16 protein-coding genes are annotated in these 18,148 nt (G+C 69.4%); 6 read left to right on the top strand and 10 right to left on the bottom strand.

The window, feature by feature from the left end:
- Positions 1–15: 15 nt before the first annotated feature.
- Positions 16–786 (bottom strand): class I SAM-dependent methyltransferase, encoded by a 771-nt coding sequence (locus DID99_RS04880; protein ID WP_044846519.1) that lies wholly within the window; start codon positions 784–786, stop codon positions 16–18.
- Between the two features lie 303 nt (positions 787–1,089).
- Here DID99_RS04880 and DID99_RS04875 point away from each other — a divergent pair, with 303 nt between their 5' ends.
- Entirely contained in the window at positions 1,090–1,410 is a 321-nt protein-coding gene (locus DID99_RS04875) for a hypothetical protein (RefSeq protein WP_044846518.1), read from the top strand.
- A 249-nt stretch (positions 1,411–1,659) separates the two neighbouring features.
- On the opposite strand, the gene DID99_RS04870 is transcribed toward DID99_RS04875, so the two are convergent.
- The gene (locus tag DID99_RS04870; RefSeq protein WP_124485867.1) at positions 1,660–2,658 is read right to left on the bottom strand and encodes an ABC transporter substrate-binding protein; all 999 of its coding nucleotides are present in this window, start codon (positions 2,656–2,658) and stop codon (positions 1,660–1,662) included.
- A gap of 67 nt (positions 2,659–2,725) precedes the next feature.
- Positions 2,726–3,070 (bottom strand): DUF3088 domain-containing protein, encoded by a 345-nt coding sequence (locus DID99_RS04865; protein ID WP_044846516.1) that lies wholly within the window; start codon positions 3,068–3,070, stop codon positions 2,726–2,728.
- A gap of 478 nt (positions 3,071–3,548) precedes the next feature.
- Here DID99_RS04865 and DID99_RS04860 point away from each other — a divergent pair, with 478 nt between their 5' ends.
- The 4 genes from DID99_RS04860 (at position 3,549) to DID99_RS04845 (ending at position 7,978) form a co-directional block, all read left to right on the top strand.
- Positions 3,549–4,733: a porin gene (locus tag DID99_RS04860; RefSeq protein ID WP_044846514.1), complete on the top strand. Its 1,185-nt coding sequence runs from the start codon at positions 3,549–3,551 to the stop codon at positions 4,731–4,733.
- A 126-nt stretch (positions 4,734–4,859) separates the two neighbouring features.
- Positions 4,860–6,119: a sulfite dehydrogenase gene (gene soxC / locus DID99_RS04855; RefSeq protein ID WP_124666193.1), complete on the top strand. Its 1,260-nt coding sequence runs from the start codon at positions 4,860–4,862 to the stop codon at positions 6,117–6,119.
- Positions 6,112–6,669 (top strand): c-type cytochrome, encoded by a 558-nt coding sequence (locus DID99_RS04850; RefSeq protein ID WP_124666192.1) that lies wholly within the window; start codon positions 6,112–6,114, stop codon positions 6,667–6,669. Before soxC ends, DID99_RS04850 begins: the two co-directional genes overlap by 8 nt.
- A 109-nt stretch (positions 6,670–6,778) precedes the next feature.
- Positions 6,779–7,978, top strand: coding sequence for an LLM class flavin-dependent oxidoreductase (locus DID99_RS04845; protein ID WP_124528615.1), 1,200 nt, complete (start codon positions 6,779–6,781; stop codon positions 7,976–7,978).
- A 2-nt stretch (positions 7,979–7,980) separates the two neighbouring features.
- On the opposite strand, the gene DID99_RS04840 is transcribed toward DID99_RS04845, so the two are convergent.
- The 6 genes from DID99_RS04840 to DID99_RS04815 all read right to left on the bottom strand — a co-directional run bounded on the left by DID99_RS04840 (position 7,981) and on the right by DID99_RS04815 (position 14,744).
- Entirely contained in the window at positions 7,981–9,345 is a 1,365-nt protein-coding gene (locus DID99_RS04840) for an LLM class flavin-dependent oxidoreductase (protein WP_044843485.1), read from the bottom strand.
- Positions 9,346–9,384: 39 nt separating this feature from the next.
- Positions 9,385–10,602 (bottom strand): acyl-CoA dehydrogenase family protein, encoded by a 1,218-nt coding sequence (locus tag DID99_RS04835; protein WP_124666191.1) that lies wholly within the window; start codon positions 10,600–10,602, stop codon positions 9,385–9,387.
- Positions 10,603–10,777: 175 nt separating this feature from the next.
- Entirely contained in the window at positions 10,778–11,665 is an 888-nt protein-coding gene (locus DID99_RS04830; RefSeq protein ID WP_124666190.1) for an ABC transporter permease, read from the bottom strand.
- Positions 11,662–12,603 (bottom strand): ABC transporter ATP-binding protein, encoded by a 942-nt coding sequence (locus DID99_RS04825; RefSeq protein ID WP_260426155.1) that lies wholly within the window; start codon positions 12,601–12,603, stop codon positions 11,662–11,664. The genes DID99_RS04830 and DID99_RS04825 overlap by 4 nt, the downstream gene beginning before the upstream one ends.
- A gap of 127 nt (positions 12,604–12,730) precedes the next feature.
- The gene (locus DID99_RS04820) at positions 12,731–13,786 is read right to left on the bottom strand and encodes an ABC transporter substrate-binding protein (RefSeq protein WP_044843482.1); all 1,056 of its coding nucleotides are present in this window, start codon (positions 13,784–13,786) and stop codon (positions 12,731–12,733) included.
- Between the two features lie 43 nt (positions 13,787–13,829).
- A complete protein-coding gene (locus DID99_RS04815) occupies positions 13,830–14,744 on the bottom strand; it encodes a TauD/TfdA family dioxygenase (protein WP_124666189.1) in 915 nt (304 codons plus the stop codon).
- Between the two features lie 363 nt (positions 14,745–15,107).
- On the opposite strand from DID99_RS04815, the gene DID99_RS04810 reads away from it, so the two are divergent.
- Positions 15,108–17,297: an ATP-binding protein gene (locus DID99_RS04810; RefSeq protein WP_124666188.1), complete on the top strand. Its 2,190-nt coding sequence runs from the start codon at positions 15,108–15,110 to the stop codon at positions 17,295–17,297.
- A gap of 75 nt (positions 17,298–17,372) precedes the next feature.
- Here the strand turns inward: DID99_RS04810 and DID99_RS04805 are convergent, their stop codons facing one another.
- Positions 17,373–18,083 carry an MgtC/SapB family protein gene (locus DID99_RS04805; protein ID WP_124666187.1) on the bottom strand — a complete coding sequence of 237 codons (711 nt, stop codon included), beginning with the start codon at positions 18,081–18,083 and terminating at the stop codon, positions 17,373–17,375.
- Positions 18,084–18,148 lie beyond the last annotated feature (65 nt).

Here is an 18,148-nt window from a genome sequence, read left to right as displayed (position 1 = left end):
GACGCGCCCCTTTCACTAAAAGAATTTCGCAAGCCACCCCGGCGCCGCCGCGCGATCGAACACCACGTGCAGCTCCGGGCTGAACGAGCCGAATTCAAGCCCGTGCCGCGTCGCCAGCAGCGTCAGCGCCTGGCTCGTATAGAACGAAATATGCCCGTTGCGCGGCACGCAGTACCACCATTGCTCGATCCCGCGCGCGAGGATCTCCGGCGTGATCAGGGACGTCTGGAACAGCAGTGCGCCGGCAGGCGCCCGGTAGCGGATGATGTCGGCGAACAGGCTTCGAGGATCCGGATGATGCTCGAAGACCTCGAACGACAGGATCGAATCGAACTGCCCCTGCGGCGCGACGGGATGGCTGAACGGATCATACGAAGTCACGTCCGCGAAGCCGCGCGCGGACAACTTCTTTTCCAGCAGCCCGAGCCCCGAGCCGAAATCGAGAATGCGGGTCTCGCGCATCGACGGAAAGCTCGTGCAGATCAGGTCGGCGTGCTGCTGCGGACGATGCTCGAGATACTCCGGATCGTGGCGCGCGTAGTCGTCGTTGTACACGTGACGCGCAAAGTCGTCGTGCGTCCAGCGGTCGAAGGCCGGCGTACACGTGAATCCGCATTGCCGGCACGCGTAGTAGTAGATCGGCACGCCCACGAACGGATCGACCTTTTTCCCGGCGATCATGTCGGCGCCGCAGCGCGAAAAATCGACCACGCCGCAGATGTCCGCGTCGGCACCGCACACCTTGCAGGCGATCGTCGCCGGATGGTTGGCCGGAATGTCAATCATGTTGCAGTCCCCTGGTTGGCTTCAGGCGTACGCACCACCCGCTCGGTCACGTCGCCCCGGCGCCCCGGCGCCGTCTGCCGGAACGGCGTGGCCGACGGCTACCGCGGCGAATCGTTCCGATCCGCGCACGATACCCGGTTTCCGGCGAACATTTGTTAAATAGCTTGAATAGCCGACAACCGGTCGACAATTTGCCTTAACATCCGGCCACACGATCGACCACGGGCTTCAGCAAGGACCGCGGTCACCATTTTCAAAGGCTCGAAAGCGGCAGCGGCTTTCATTCGAACGGACGGACCGACCATGTTCCAATCACCAGGAGACTCCTTCGTCGGCGGCTCGCTGCTCGGCCTGTGCGTCGAGGTGCCGCTCGCCGTGCTCGTTTCGCTGATGATGCATGGCGTCGACTGGACCGGGCCGCGCATCGCGATGCTCGTCGCGACGCCGGTACTGATCGCGTGCACCGTGCTGCTGACCCGCCCGGTGGCATTCAGCACCGTATGGAAGCACAAGCGCTCGCCGTTCGAGCTGGACGACAATGTGCGCGCGTCGATCTACGGCCGGCTGACCGGCATCGCGCTCGGCCTGGTGTTCGGCATCATGGTCGCGACGACGTTCGCCTGAGCGACGTTCGCCCGATCGACGTTCTCCTGATTCGGTCCGCGCGACTGAATTCGCGCCGGGCGCGCCCGCTCCGGCGCCTGCGCGTCCCCGTCGCGGCACGAGCGTCGGGATCCGCCAGCCGCGCAACCGCACGCACGACGACTGGCCGTTCGCCGCGCAGGCGGCCGACCATGCGATCTCACGCCACGGCGGATTCGCCCTTGCCGCGCCCGCGCATCACCTACCGGCGTTTGAAGCGCCGCTCGCGCATCACGCCGACGCCACCAGCGCGTTGAACGACGTATCCCAGAACGGCGCGACGTTCGCCGGCCCATCCAGCACGCCGATTCGCGCGAATACGTCCGCGACTCGTTGATGCTGCGCGATCACGTCGGGCGTGACGGGCAGCAGTGCGTAGTCGTCGCTGCGCTGCGCGAACATCGCCTCGAGATCGGCAACCGGCACGCGCGTTTCGCCGTTCTGCGCGCGCGCATACGCGCCGAAATGCCCGTTCGCCCACGCGTACGCGCGCTGGAACCGCAGGAGCAGATCGCCGGTAGCCGCGCGCCGGCGCGGGTCGTCCAGCGTGCGCGGGTTCGCATAGATCGGGAAATTGCCGGACAGATAGCCCTTGCCCGTCTTCAGCACGCGCGCCCCGTAACGGTTGCGCGCGAGCTGGCCGTTGTAGCCGTAGATCGCCCACGCGTCGAGGTCGCCGCGGTCGTACGCGGACAACCCGTCGGTCGGCGACAGGTTGATCGGATGGATGTCGTCGAAACCGAGGCCGGCCTCCGCGAGCTGCCGGTACAGGAAATAGTGCGACGTCGTCGCGCGCACGTAGCCGACGCGCTTGCCCTTCAGGTCCGCGATGCCGAGGATCGGCGTGTCCTTGCGCGCGAGCGTGACCTGGTTGTTCAGATCCTCCCGCGTACGCGAGATGAACCGGACGCTGGCCTTCTGGCGTGCGGCGAACACCGCGGGAATCTCGCTGCCCGAGCCGATGTCGAGCGCATCCGCGTTCAGCGCCTCGATGTGCAGCACGCCGTTGTTGAGCTCGCGCCACTCGATCCGGTACGGCGTGTCGCTCAGGCCGGCCGCCTGCAGCAGCGCGCGCCAGCCGCCCTTGTAGGTCGCGACGCGCAGCGTGGTGCCGGCAAGATCGGCGTTGACGGTCGGCGCGGCGAACGCGACCCGCGCGACCACGGGGCCCGCCGCGATCGCGGCGCCGGCGAGCAGCAGGCGGCGGCGTGCCGCCGAAGTTGACGCCATCGGATACTCCTGTCGATTGAACGGTAAAGGGAAAAAGGAAGCCGCCGTGCGCGACGGCCGACGTGCGTCAATGCAGCGAAGGAAAACCGTGGCGCTCGGCCAGCAGATCGAGGATGCGGCGCGGGTCGGTGACGAAGCGCGTCGTGCCGAGCGCTTGCGCGTCGTCCGGCGCCGGTTGCGCGCTACCGAGCACGAGCACCGGCAGGCCCTGATGCGCGTCGTCGAGCACGTCGATCACCGCGTGCCGCGGCCGTTCGAAACCGACCCGGCGCACGTCGAGGCGGCCGGCCCGCTCGGGCGCGCTCGCAAGCAGGCCTTCGATCGCCAGTCCGTGAGGACAGACGAAGTGTCGGCCCGGATACTTCGGATCGGCAAAGCCCGGTTCCAGCAGAAACAACACATCCCGACTCATTTCACACGGCTCCCATATTCGTGGTTCGACCGGGCTGCACGCTGCGTGCGCTGCGCCCGGCGCTGGCCGGCTCGCGGCCGGATGCCCGACTCTACTGCCTTGCATCGCGCGGCCCTACCAACGTTTTGCGGAATCGATATGCAGGTGTGCCTACCGCATCGGCCGCGCGTCTCACAGAGCCGCGTTGCATAAAAACATCGTCATCCGAACGGATCTCGTCGCGATATCCAACGATTTCATCGATCGATATGCGCACGACCGCGCATGGCCGTCGCGCGATGTTCGCCATCCATGCCGATACGTCCGCTGCAGCACCCGCGCCGGACGCGATCACGGCGCACGCGTCGAGCGTGCAGCGGCACGCATTGCAATTCGCTCGCGCAGCGAATTGCAAACCACGGATCGAACGTTCGTCGACCGGACCGACGTCAATAGCATCGTGATCCTCGCAGATTCACCCATAAAAAAGAGGTTATTCATGATCAAGAAGTCGGTAGTCCTGGGTTTGGTTTCGATCGGTTCCATCGGCGCGCATGCGCAGAGTTCCGTCACGCTGTACGGCGTCGTCGACGCCGGCTTTGCCTATACGAACAGCCAGGGCGGCGCGAGCAACATCCAGCAGACGAGCGGCAAGCTGAGCGGCAGCCGCTGGGGCCTGAAAGGCAACGAGGATCTCGGCGGCGGCCTGGCGGCCGTGTTCACGCTCGAAAGCGGGTTCCGGCCGAGCGACGGCGGGCTCGGCCAGGGCGGCCGCCTGTTCGGCCGCTCCGCGTACGTGGGCCTGAGCAAGGCCGACCTCGGCACGCTGACGTTCGGCCGCCAGTACGAGCCGATCACCGATCTCGTCGCGCAGTACGCGGGGTCCGGTTTCTGGTCGCCGGCCACCCATGTCGGCGACAACGACAACCTGAACCAGAGCTTCCGGATCAACAACGCGGTGAAGTTCCGCAGCGCGACGATCGCCGGTTTCACCGCCGACGCGCTGTACGCGTTCAGCAACCAGGCCAACGGCGGCGCGGGCACCGGCTTCTCGAACAACAACGCATGGGGCGTGTCGGCGAACTACGTGAACGGCCCGCTGTCGGCGGGCGCCGGCTACGTGCGGCTCAACCACCCGAACGCGACGTCGAACACGAGCGGTGCGGTGGGCGGCGCGACCACGACGACCGGCAACGACTACAGCGGCGCGTTCTTCTACGGGCTGAACGGCGGCGTGCGCAAGCAGCAGATCGGCGTCGCGGGCGCGAACTACGCGCTCGGCCGCGCGACCCTCGGCTTCGCGTGGAGCCACACGCAGCTCGACTATGTCGACGGCTCGTCGCGCAAGTTCAACAACTACGACGTGAACGGGCGCTACCAGATCACGCCGGCGGCGACGCTGATCGGCGTCTACACGTTCACCGACGGACGCGCGAGCGGCTTGCCGGGCACCGGCGGCCAGACGCTGAAGCCGCGCTGGCACCAGTTCACGCTCGGGTTCGACTATGCGTTGTCGAAACGCACCGACATTTACCTGTCCGGCATCTACCAGCTGGCCGCAGGCGATGCGAGCACCGCGACATCCGGTGGCTATCGCCGGATCGCGGCGATCTCGAACATCGGCAGCGCATCGTCGACGAATCGGCAGCTCGCGTTCGTCAGCGGGCTGCGCGTGAAGTTCTGAGCGTTCGCGCAGCCGGCGCGGCGCGATAAGCAAAGCGGGAATCGTTGTTTGCCGCGTCGCGCCCGGTTGCCGAGAATGTCCGTTTTTCCGGATGCTGCCGCGCCCGCGCGCGGCACGGCTTCTCTCATGACCGACTCTCCTTCCCGCCCACGCCGCGCCGGCCGACGCGCGGCGCTGCGCCAGCTCGCCGGCGGCTGGGCCGCCGCGATGCTGCCGGCCGGCGGCGCGCTCGCGGGCCAGCCGCTCGCACCGCTGGACGTGCCGCCGTGGACGCGTACGCCGGGCGCACCGCTGCTGTCGCCACCGTATGGCCTGCCGGGCGCGCACGAACGCGACGTCATCCGTCGCAGCGCGCGCACGCCGGCGCTGCCCGGCTCCGGCTCGTCGATGACGCCGCTCGCCGACCTGTTCGGCGACATCACGCCGAACGGCCTCGTCTACGAGCGCCATCACGCGGGCGTGCCCGAGATCGATGCACAACGCCACCGCGTCGTCGTGCACGGCCTCGTGCGCGAGCCGCGCAGCTTCACGCTCGACGACCTGCTGCGCTTTCCGTCCGAATCGCGGATCCACTTCCTCGAATGCTCGGGCAATACCGGCAGCGAATGGAACGGCCCGAGCGGCCTGCCCGTCCAGTTCACGCACGGATTGCTGTCGTGCTGCGAATGGACGGGCGTGCGGCTGTCGACACTGCTCGACGAAACGGGCGTCGATCCGGCCGCGCAGTGGCTGCTCGCCGAAGGCGCGGACGGCGCGGCGATGACGCGCAGCCTGCCGCTCGACCGGATTCTCGAACGCGCGCTCGTCGTCTATGCGCAGAACGGCGAGCGGCTGCGCCCCGAGAACGGCTACCCGGTGCGGCTGATCGTGCCGGGCTTCGAAGGCAACACGAACATCAAGTGGCTGCGGCGGCTGAAGCTCGTGCGCGCGCCGGAGATGACGCGCGAGGAAACGTCGAAATACACGAGCCTGCTGCCGAACGGCTGCGCCCGCCAGTTCGTGTTCGAGATGGACGCGAAATCGGTGATCACGCGCCCGTCGGCCGGCCACCGGCTCGCCTCGCGCGGCTACTACCCGATCAGCGGCTATGCGTGGTCGGGGCGCGGCCGGGTGCGCGCGGTCGACGTCTCGACCGACGGCGGCCGCACCTGGCGCGCCGCGCGGCTCGCGGGCGACGTGCGCGATCGCGCGCTGACGCGCTTCGAAGCCGACTGGGTCTGGAACGGCGAGCCCGCCGACCTGCAAAGCCGCGCGACCGACGAAACGGGCTACGTGCAGCCGACCCGCGACGCGCTCGTCGCCGCACGCGGCGTCAATTCGCAATACCACTACAACGGCATCCAGAACTGGCGCGTCGGCGCGGACGGGGAGGTGCGCAATGCGTAACACGATCGTGCGTCGGCTCGCGTCGTGTGCGGCCGTGTGGGCCACGTTCGGCGCGCTCGCGTTGTCTGCGCTACCCGCGTTCGGTGCAGGCTTCGGCCTCGGTCAGCCGGTCGACCGCGCGGCGCTCGCCGCATGGGACATCGACGTCGCGCCCGACGGCAGCGGCCTGCCGCCCGGCGCGGGCACGGTCGCGCGCGGCGCGCACGTGTTCGCCGACAAGTGCGCGATGTGCCACGGCGCCGGCGGCCAGGGCGGCGTCGGCGATCCGCTCGTCGGCGGCCTCGGCTCGCTGGCCGGCGCGAAGCCGAAAAAAACGGTCGGCAGCTACTGGCCGTATGCGACGACGCTGTTCGACTACATCCGCCGCGCGATGCCGTACAACGCGCCGCAGTCGCTGAGCGCGGACGAAGTCTATGCGGTCACGGCCTACGTGCTGCACCTGAACGGCATCGTGCCGGATGACACGACGCTCGACGCGCACACGCTGCCGCGAGTCAGGATGCCGAACCGCGACGGCTTCGTGCCCGACCCGCGGCCGGGACGACTGTGACGCGACGCGATCCACCGGCCGGCACGACGCAGAACGGTCCGGCAAGACTGCCGGCATCGCGTGCCGGATTTTTTCGTTCGGCGCCAGCGCGCCGCGCAAGGAGCCTACCTTGACCGACACATCCGCCGCGGCCCGGGCCGACGCGCCGCTCGTGGCGTCGCCGTTCGTCGACGTCCGTTCGCCGGCCGATTTCCCCGACAGCCCCGCGTCGCGCGTGCTCGCGCAGCCGCTGATGCTCGGGCTGTTCCTGCCGATCCAGGCCGGCGGCTGGAGCGCCTCGACGCTGCCGCGCTCGACCGACTGGACGTTCGACTACAACGCCGACCTGGTCGCGCGCGCCGAGGCGCTCGGCTTCGATCTCGTGTTCGCGCTGTCGCAGTGGTTGCCGAAAGGCGGCTACGGCGGCGTGTTCGACGGCCAGGCGCTCGACTCGTTCATGACGCTCGCGGCGCTCACCGCGCGCACCGAACGGATCATCCTCGTCGCGACGAGCCACGTGCTCTACGGGCCGTGGCATCCGCTGCATTTCGCGAAGTTCACGGCGACGCTCGATCACATCTCGCGCGGACGCTGGGGCATCAACGTCGTGACCGGCCACCGCGCGATCGAACACGAGATGTTCGGCTGGAACCGGATCGAGCACGACCGTCGTTACGAGATGGCCGCCGAGTTCGTCGACGCGGTCAGCCAGCTGTGGGCCCAGCCGGACAACTTCAGCTATGCGCCCGCGCTGTCGAGCTGGCGGCTCTCCGGCGCGTTCGTCACGCCGAAGCCGCGCTACGGCCGCCCGCTGCTGATCAACGCGACCGGCTCCGACGCCGGCATCGATTTCGCGGCCCGCTATTCGGACATCGTGTTCGTCACGAGCCCGGCCGGCCCGGACGTCGATCTCGCGCTGGACGCGCTGCCCGCGCATACGGCCCGCGTGAAGGCGGCCGCCGCCGCGCGCGGCAGGACGATCCGCACGCTGCTCAATCCGCTCGTGATCTGCCGCGAGACGGCGGCCGAGGCTCGCGCGTACCGCGACGCGATCGTCGCGCATGCGGACGAAGGCAGCTTCCACCGCTTCGACAGCGACGCCCATGCGTGGCGCGGCGGCTTCGAACAACGCGCGCAGGCGGCCGCGCGTGCGATCGGCGGCAACATCTCGATCACGGGCTCGCCCGAGGAAGTCGCCGACTACATCGTGCGGCTGCATCGCGCGGGCATCGACGGCATCCAGTTGAGCTTCTACGACTTCAGGCCGGATCTCGACTTCTTCGGCGCACGCGTGCTGCCGCTGCTGCGCGACGCCGGCCTGCGGCGCTGAACTCAGGCCGCCGCGGCGCCGGGCACGGCCGACGCGCGCCGCGCCGCGGGGCGCCGCAACCCGAGGTGATCGCGCAGCGTGCTGCCGGCGTAGTCGCTGCGGAACAGCCCGCGACGACGCAATTCGGGCAGCACGAGCGCGATGAAATCGTCGAGGCCGCCGGGCAAGGTCGGCGCCATCACGTTGTAGCCGTCCGCGCCGTAATGCACGAACCGTTCCTCGAGCGCATCGACGATCTGCTCCGGCGTGCCGACGAGCTGCCAGTGACCGCGCGCGCCCGCGATGCGCAGGTACAGCTCGCGGATCGTCAGGTTCTCGCGGCGCGCGAGCTCGAGCGTCAGCGTCTGCCGGCTCTTGCTCGCATTCGTTTCCGGCAGCGGCGGGATCGGGCCGTCGAGCGGATAGGCGGACAGGTCGACGCCGCCGGTCAGGCCCGACACGAGCGCGAGCCCGACCTTCGGGTCGATCAGCGCCTGCAGCGCGTCGAACTTCTCCTTCGCCTCGCTCTCGGTGCGACCGACCACCGGAAAGACGCCGGGCATGATCTTCAGCGTGTCGGGGTCGCGGCCGAACGCGGCAAGCTGCCCCTTCACGTCCGCGTAGAACGCGACCGCGTCGTCGAGCGTCTGCTGCGCGGTGAAGATCACCTCGGCCGTGCGCGCGGCCAGCCGCGTGCCGGCCGCCGACGAGCCGGCCTGCACGATCACCGGCTGCCCCTGCGGCGCGCGCGGCACGTTCAGCGGCCCGTCCACCCGGAAGAAGCGGCCGCGATGAGCGAGCACGTGGCGCTTGTCCGGGTCGAAGAAGCGGCCGCTGGCACGGTCGCGCACGAACGCATCGTCGTCCCAGCTGTCCCACAGTCCGCGCACGACGTCGGCGAATTCCTCCGCGCGCGCATAGCGTTCGCCGTGATCGAAATGCGCATCGCGGTTGAAGTTGCGCGCTTCGTGCGCGCTCGACGACGTGACGAGATTCCATCCGGCGCGGCCGCCGCTGATGTGGTCGAGCGACGCGAACTTGCGCGCGATGTGGAACGGCTCGTTGAAGCTCGTCGACGCGGTGCCGACGAGGCCGATGCGTTCGGTGACGGCCGCGAGCGCCGACAGCAGCGTCAGCGGCTCGAACTGCGCGACGTAGCTGTGCGCGGTGCGGCTCAGGAATTCGACGTCGTCGCCGCGCGTGCCGACGCCGTCCGCGAGGAACACGAGGTCGAACTTCGCGGCCTCGGCCGCCTGCGCGAGCCGCACGTAATGACGAAAGTCGACACCGGCGTCCGCCTGCGAGCCGGGATGGCGCCACGCGGCGATGTGATGGCCGGTCGGATACAGGAACGCGCCGAGGTGCAGGTGGCCGGTGCGGGTCGTCATCGGGGAGCTCCCGGAAAGTGGGCTGCGGGCGCAGCGGAATCAGAACACGCGTCCTTCGGTCAGGTGCGTGGTCACGCCGTTCAGGTCGTAGTCGCCGATCACCCGCGCCTTGTGCAGCAGCGGGTTGTGGCTGAAGATCGTGCGCAGGTTGCGCCAGTGCCGGTCGAGGTTGTGCACGCGCGCGGTCGCCGACGCGCCGCCCACTTCGAACAGCCGTTCGGCCGCGTACAGCGCGAGCTTGCCGACGATCAGCTGCGTGCGCGCGGTCGCGAGCGCGCTGTCGAGCACGCGTTCGTGCGCGTCCGCCGCGCCGGCCTCGATCGCGTCCGCGGAGCGGTCGAGCGCACGCGCGTTGTCGCGCACGAGCGCGTCGATCGCGTGGCTGTGCGCCGACAGCTCGCCGACGATCTGCTGGATGAAATGATCGTCGCGCGCGCTCGCCGCCGGGCTGTGCAGCACCGGCCGGCCATGCTCGAGCACGTAGCGGCGCGCGTCGGCCGCCACGTTGCGCACGATGCCCGCGCCCGTCGCGACGAGATGAAGCTGCCGCAGCGCGCCGCAATGGCGGCCGACGAGCGTCGAGCCGTCGCGGGCCGCGACTTCGTCCGCGAATACCTGCACGTCGTGCAGCAACAGGCTGCCGCTCGCGGTCATGCGCTGGCCCATGCCGTCCCAGTCGTCGAGCACCTGCACGCCGTCGCGCGCGACCGGGATGATCACGGCGAGCGCGTCGCCCTGCTCGTTCTCCACGTTGATGCGCGCGAAATCGGCAAACGCGGTGCCGGTCGAATAGTATTTGCGGCCCGTCACGCGATGGTGCGCGCCGTCGCGGCGCAGCACGGTCGTGTTCTCGCCCGGCCGCGACGTGCCGCGCTCGGTCGACGCGCCGCCGAAGATCGCGCCGGCCAGCGCGCGCTCGAGCTGCACGTCGTTGAACGGCGTGCGCGGCGACAGCCGCAGCGTCTCGGTCAGGTCGTAGTGGATGCGCAGCGCGTGCGCGAGATTCGAATCGGCGGCCGCGAGCGTCGCGATCGTCTCGAACAGGTCGACCAGCGTGCCGCCCAGGCCGCCGCGTTCGACCGGAATCCTCAGTACGCCGAGCGCGGAACGGCGAAAGAGCGCGAAGCCTTCGAACGGCAGTTCGCGACGCGCCTCGCGTTGCGCGGCGTCGCGCCCGATCGCCGTCGCGAGTTCGGGCAGTGCGGCGAGCGCGGCGCACAACGCGTCGTGCGGTTCGGCACCATGACGGGCATTCATGCAGCGGTTCCTCATCGTCGAAAAGCGACGGCCCGCCGCACGATTGCGCAGGCCGTCGCCGCAGCCCGCAGGCAGCACCGAAAAGTATAGGGACGCATCCGGTGCGCGTGAAAAACCGATTTCAGCTTTGGTTATGCGTGCGCCGGGAATGCGGCGCGCACGCGCATCGATACGGTCAGTGCGGGATGCCCCAGCGGCGCACCGTCACGCGTTCGAGCGTATCGAACACGAGATGCTCGACGAGCAGGCCGATCACGATGACGGCCGCGAGGCCCGCGAACACGCGGTCGGTATACAGCTCGTTGCGGTTCTGGAAGATGTACCAGCCGAGCCCGCCCTGCCCCGCGCTCGCGCCGAACACGAGTTCGGCCGCGATCAGCGTGCGCCACGCGAACGCCCAGCCGACGCGCAGCCCCGACAGGATCGACGGCAGCGCGGCCGGCACGAGAATCAGCGCGATCTGGCGCAGGCCGGTGAGGCCGTAGTTGCGCCCGGCCATCTTCAGCGTGGCCGGCACGCCGGCGAACCCCGTGTACATGCTGAGCGCGAGCGGCCAGAGCACCGCGTGCACGAGCACGAACAGCAGGCTGCCGGTGCCGAGCCCGAACCACAGGAGCGCGATCGGCAGCAACGCGATCGACGGCAGCGGATTGAACATCGACGTGAGCATCGACAGCACGTCGCGGCCGATGCGCGTCGACACCGCGAGCGAAGTCAGCACGAACGCGAGCAATACGCCGAGCGCATAGCCGCGCAGCAGCACCGACATCGAGATGCCCGTCTTCACCAGCAGTTCGCCCGACGCGATGCCCTGCACGAACGCGGCCAGCGTCGCGCCGAAGGTCGGCACGAGCAGGTCGTTCGCGACGATGCGCGCGATGATTTCCCATGCGGCGATCAGCACGAGCGCGATGACGGCGCGGCGAAACCCGCTCGCGCCGACGATGCGGCGCCACAGCGGTGCGGGCGCCGCACGTTCGGCGTCGGGCGGCGGGTCGAGCGCGCGCACGTATTCGGCGCGCACGGGCGGCAGCGGCGGCAGGACCGGATCGATCGTGCTCATGATGCGATGCCCTCCGTGGCCGGTGCGGCCCGCGTTTCGTCCGCGACGTCGGTATCGAACAGCAGATGATGAATGCGCGCGACGCGCTCGCGGAAGTCGCCGCTGCCGACGCTGTCGAGCGAATGGTCGTGACTGTTGAGCTCCGCGCGCACGCGGCCCGGATGCGGCGACAGCAGCAGGATCCGGTTGCCGACGACGAGCGCCTCCTCGATCGAATGCGTGACGAACAGCAGCGTGAAGCGGAACTCGTCCCACAGGCGCAGCAGTTCCTCCTGCATCTTGCGGCGCGTGAGCGCGTCGAGCGCGGCGAACGGTTCGTCCATCAGCAGCACGCGCGGCTGCATCGCCAGCGCACGCGCGATCGCGACGCGCTGCTTCATGCCGCCGGACAGCGTGTGCGGATAGGCATCGGCGAACGCACCGAGGCCGACCTTGTCGAGATAGTGCAGCGCGCGCTCGCGTGCTTCGGCGCGCGACAGCTTCGCGGCCGCGCGCAACGGAAACGCGACGTTCTCGACGACCGTCTTCCACGGCGGCAACTGGTCGAATTCCTGGAACACGACGATGCGGTCGGGGCCCGGCCCTTGCACGGGCCGGCCGTCGAGCGCGATCGAGCCCGACACCGGCTCGATGAAGCCGGCGATCGCCTTCAGCAACGTGGACTTGCCGCACCCCGACGGGCCGAGCAGCACGAAACGGTCGCTGCCATACACGTCGAAGCTGACCTGATGGGTCGCGCGCACGATCCGCGCGCCGCTCCGGTATTCGAGGCTCACGCGATCGATCGCCAGCAGGCGCTCGCTGTGCGCGCCGGCCGGCGCGGACGCGGATGCCGGCCTGCTCGCCGCGTCGGTGTCGGTGACGGGTTGGGCGGGCGGTGCGGCGGCGCCGCGCGCCGCGTACGGCGGCAGCCCGATTCGGGGAGAAGTGGCGTTCACGATCGAAACTCTTGCGGGTAAAGCATCAACATACGGCGGCACCGCGCGCGGCCCAACCAACGATTGCACATATCGAAACCGCGTCGACGCATAAGCGTCGATCGCGGCGCCGCAGCGCCACGCCCGCTCAGCTGCCGCCGGCCGTCGCCGGATCGTCGAAGAAGTAGTCGCGCCACGACTTCGGCTCGTTGCGGATTGCGCCGGTGCGATACATGAACTGCGCGAGCTTCAGCGTGTTCTCCGGGGCCGTCTTGAACTGCACCTGCGGATTGCGCAGGATCTTCAGCAGCAACGCGCGATCGATCTTCGAGCCGTTCACGCGGATATAGGTATCGACCGCGCGCTCGGGATCTGCCGCGATCTGGTGCGCGGCGTCGGCGAGCGCGGCGACGAACGCGCGGTACGTCTTCGGGTTCTCGTCGCGGAATTTCTCCGTCGCGTACAGCACCGTCGCGGAACTCGGGCCGCCGAGCACGTCGTAGGAATTCAGCACGATGTGTGCGTTCGGATTGCCCGCGAGTTCCTGCTCCTGGAACGGCGGATTGCCGAAGTGGCCCGTGATCACGTTGCTGTTCGCGAGAATCGCGGCCGTCGCGTCGGGATGCGGGATCGCCTGCGTGAGCGGATCGAGCTTGTCGAACTGCTTGTCGCCCCACTGCTTCGCGGCCGCGTACTGCAGCACGCGCGACTGCACCGACACGCCGACGGCCGGCACCGCGATGCGGTCCTTCGCGCCCAGGTCGGCGATCGTCTTCACGTTCGGGTTGCTGCTGACGAGGTAGTACGGAAAATTGCCGAGCGACGCGACGCCCTTCACGTTCTGCCGGCCGCGCGTGCGATCCCACACGGTCAGCAGCGGCCCGACGCCCGCGCCGGCGACGTCGACCGCGCCCGACAGCAGCGCGTCGTTCACGGCCGCGCCGCCCGACAGGCGCACCCAGTCGACCTTGATGTCGAGGCCGGCCTTGCGCCCTTCCTTCTCGATCAGTTGCTGGTCGCGCGCGACGTTCAGCATCAGGTAGACCACGCCGAACTGCTCGGCGATGCGGATGCGGCCTTCCGCGTGCGCGGCTTGCGGCGTGCCGGCGGCGGCCAGTGCGAGCGCCGCGGTGAGCGTGGCGGCCAGTGCGCGGCGCGCGGCCAGGGTCGTGCGGCGCAGGGCCGGCGAAAGCGGAAACGACATCGGAACTCCAGTGAGAATGAGGCGGCGAACCGGGACGTGCCGTTCAGAACGGCGCGTCACCTTCGATCGTGGTGCGGTACAGCTTGCGGCGCAGATGGTCGGGCGTGCCGGCCGCGAGATGCATCAGCGAGCGGTTGTCCCAGAACACGAGGTCGTGCTCGCGCCAGTGGTGCCGATACAGATGCTCGGCACGCACGCTGTGCGCGAACAGTTCGTCGAGCAGCGCGCGGCTTTCGTCTTCGGGCAGATCGACGATGCGCGTCGTGAAATGCTCGCTGACGAACAACGCCTTGCGGCCCGTTTCAGGATGCGTGCGCACGACCGGATGCACCACCGCCTCGACCTGCGCGATCTGCTCGGCCGACAGGTTCGGCCGCCACGGGCTGCGCGCCTGCAGCTCCGCATAGCGGGCGAGATACGTGTGCTCGGCACGCCGCCCTTCGACCGCGCGGCGCAGGTGCGCGGGCAGCGTGTCCCACGCGAGATGCATGTTCGCGAACAACGTGTCGCCGCCCTCGGCCGGCAGCTCCTGCGCATGCAGCAGCGAGCCGAGGCTCGGCTTTTCCTTGTACGACAGGTCGGAGTGCCAGAAATGGCCGGCGTCGCCGAGCCCGATCGGCTTGCCGTTCTCGACGATGTTCGACACGATCAGCACTTCCGGATGCGCGGGCAGCGCGAACTGGTGCAGCACGTGGATCTGCAGCGGGCCGAAACGGCGGCTGAACGCGATGTGCTCGTCCGGCGTGATGCGCTGGTCGCGAAACACCAGCACGTGATGGTCGAGATGCGCGCGATGGATGCGTGCGAAATCGGCGGCGCCGAGCGGTTGCGACAGGTCGATGCCGACGACTTCGGCGCCGAGCGGCGCATCGAACGGGACGATGTCGAATCGCTGCGCGCCGGCCTCCGGCGGCAAGGCGGGCGTCGATATTGCGGCGCGGATGGCGGAAGTCGTCACGGTACAGCCCTTGATTCGGTAAAGATGCGAATCTACGAGCGCGTGCCGCACTGCGTCAACGAAGCGATTCGGATACGTTTATCTGCTGCAGCGATAAAGATCGCTGCTCGGACGGCGGGGCCGGCAGGCGGGCGTCCGCCAACCGACGCGGGCTTTCTGCAGTATTTACAAATGCAGCGCCGTCCGGCACCGCCCGCGTGGGCCGGGCCGATGCCGCGGCGTCGCCGGGCATCGGCGCCGCTCCGGCACGCAGCTTGCGCGCGCCGGACCGGATATGGCCGCGGCACGGAATCGCCGGCCGCCAACGGCATTGCCTGGTCGTGAGCGATGAAAACAGTCCCTCCCCTGCTGGAATCGGCGCCAATGCGGGCCGATCACTTCGTCCAGTTCTACGAGTCCGACGCGCAGCTCATGTCGGAAGTCGCCGTGTTCGCGGCCCAGGCGCTGAGCGCCGGCGGCAGCGCGATCGTGATCGCGCGGCCCGCCTGCCTCGCGGCGGTGCACGAACGCCTGCACACGCTCGGTGCATCGGCCGGCGGCGCGGCTCGCGGCCGCATCTTCATGTCGAGCGCGCATGCGCTCCTCGACAGCTTCATGAATGGCGACCTGCCCGACCCCGCGCGCTTTCGCCGCTCGATCGGCACGATCGTCGAAGCGGCGATCCGCGCCGGCCGGCCCGTGCATGCGTTCGGCGAAATGGTCGCGCTGCTGTGCGCGCGCAACCGGTACGCCGCGGCGCTGCGGGTGGAAGCGCTATGGAACGCGCTGATCGAGCGGTACCGCTTCTCGCTCTACTGCGGCTATCCGCACGATGCGTTTGCGAGCGCCGAGCAGTCGGAGACGTTCCGCCACGTATGCGCGCTGCACCGCCGCATCCTGCCCGTCGCATCGCTGCGCGACGACGAAGGCGGGCTGCACCCGACGCTGGCGCTGGCGCAGCAGCGCTCGCGCGCGCTGAGCGACGAGATCCGCCGCCGCGAGGATGCCGAACAGCAACGCAACGGCGTCCTGATGCACGCGCCATTGCCGATCGCGCTGCTGTCGGGCCCCGCGCACCGGATCGTGCTCGCGAATCACCGCTTCTCGGCCTTGTGCGGCCGGACCGACATCGTCGACCAGCCGCTGACGGCGGTGCTGCCCGGCGGCGATGCGCCCGAGATCGTGCGTGCACTGGAAGCCGCCCGCGCGCAGGGCTGCTCGACGACGATCGGCGAGCACCGCGACCGGCCCGAGCCGGACGGCGCCCGCGTGTATCGGCTGCATTTCAATCCGCAGCCGCTCGCGGACGGGCTGGGCGTGATCGTCAGTGCGGTCGAGGTGACCGAGCACGTCGCCGCGCGCGAGAAGCTCGTCGCCGCGAACGCGGAGCGCGACCGGCTGCTGGGCGAGCTGCGCGACGCGAATCAGGCCAAGGACCAGTTTCTCGCGGTGCTCGGCCATGAGCTGCGCAATCCGCTGACGCCGATCTCGCTCGCGCTGGAGCTGATCCGCAACCGCGACGGCCACGCGACGCCGAACGAGATCGCGATCATCCAGCGCCAGCTCGATCACATGGTCCGGCTGATCGACGACCTGCTCGACGTGTCGCGCATCACGCGCGGCAAGATCACGCTGAAGAAGGAAGCCGTGCGGCTCGCCGACATCGCCGACCGCGCGGTCGAGATCGCGAGCCCGCTGCTCGAGCAGCGCCGCCACCGCCTGCAGGTCGACGCCGATCCGGACGCGCGCTGCCACGGCGACCCGGTGCGGCTGTCGCAGGCCGTCGCGAACCTGCTGACCAACGCGGCGAAATACACGCTGCCGGGCGGCGACATCACGCTGCGCGCTGCGCGCGGCGCGGACGGCACCGCGATCGTCGAGGTATGCGACAACGGCGCCGGCATTCCGCGCGATCGTCTCGACAGCATCTTCGAGCCGTTCTACCGGCTCGACGGCGAAGCGAAACAGGCGCATGGCGGCCTCGGCATCGGCCTTGCGCTCGTGCGCAGCCTCGTGACGCTGCACGGCGGCACGGTGCGCGCGGACAGCGCCGGCCCCGGCTGCGGCAGCACGTTTACGATCACGCTGCCCGAATACCGGCCGAAAACGGTGGCGGTCACCGTGCCACAGCCGCCGCCCGGCATCCGCGACCTGGCGCCGGGCCGCACCGGCCGGCGCGTGATGCTGGTCGACGACAACGAGGATGCCGCGTCGACGCTCGCGCAATGGCTGCGCGAGGCCGGTCACGAGGTCGCCGTCGTGCACGACCCGGTCACCGCACTGGCCGCGTACCGCGCCTACCGTCCCGACGTCGCGATCCTCGACATCGGGCTGCCGGTGATGGACGGCTACGAGCTGCTGCGGCGGCTGAAGGCGATCACCGAGGTCACGCCGTGCATCTTTCTCGCGCTGACCGGTTATGGCCGCAACGCGGATCGCGAACGCTGTCTCGCGACCGGGTTTCTGCAGCATTTCGTGAAACCGGTCGACCCGGCCGCACTTCATCTCGCGATGAGCCGGCCGGGGACGGACGGCGATGCGCACGACGGCGCCGGTGCGGAAGCCGGACGCTGAACGCTGCCGGATCCTGAATGCCGAATGCGGCACGAGGCATGCAACCAGCCGACGTTCCGGCAAGCGCCGTGCGGCTCAGTTCTCCTCGGAACAGCGGATCGACGTCAGGCCGGCCGATTCGACGATCCGGATCAGTTGACGCAGCATCGCATCGGCGTCGGCCGGTTCGCGCCACTTCACGAGCAGTTCTTCCTCGCGCGACGCACGCGCGGCCGTTTCGCGAAAACCGCGCGTGCGGCACGCGAAGCCCGCATTGTGCAGCCCGGTCGTCAGGCGCTCGCGCGCCGCCGAGCCCAGTTCGTACTCGACCGTGACCAGCGCAGTCCTGACGCTGCGCACGCGCTGCTCGACCAACCGCAGCGGCCACACGACCAGGAGGGCGAGCGCGAGCCCGAGCGCGCCGAGCGACAGCTGGCCGCCGCCGATGCACAGTCCGACGACGGTGACGAACCACAGCGTCGCGGCCGTGGTCACGCCGGATACGAGGCCATCGCGATGCAGGATCGCGCCGCCGCCGATGAAGCCCATCCCGGTCAGGATGCCGAGCGGCAGGCGCATCGGGTCGAGCACCGAGAACCCGTCCTGCGGCTTGCCGGCCTGCAGCAGCAGCGCATTGACCTGCAGCATCGCCAGGCACGCGGCGAGACAGACGAAGATCGTCGTGCGCAGCCCTGCCGTCTTGCCGGATTCGCTGCGATCGAGGCCGATCAGCCCGCCCGCGACGAGCGCCAGGACGATCCTGACGAGGACCGCATCCCACTGAAGTACGACTGGCATCGGCTCCATGCGCGCCTCCCTGCAAATTTTCTTGCGCGATGCGTCGCGGCGTGGCCGCGGACGACGCTTGCGGC

This window comes from Burkholderia sp. Bp8986 (assembly GCF_003854225.1).
Lineage (GTDB): Bacteria > Pseudomonadota > Gammaproteobacteria > Burkholderiales > Burkholderiaceae > Burkholderia.
Note: the sequence above shows the minus strand (reverse complement) of the source record. Positions and strands in the feature narration are given on the sequence as shown.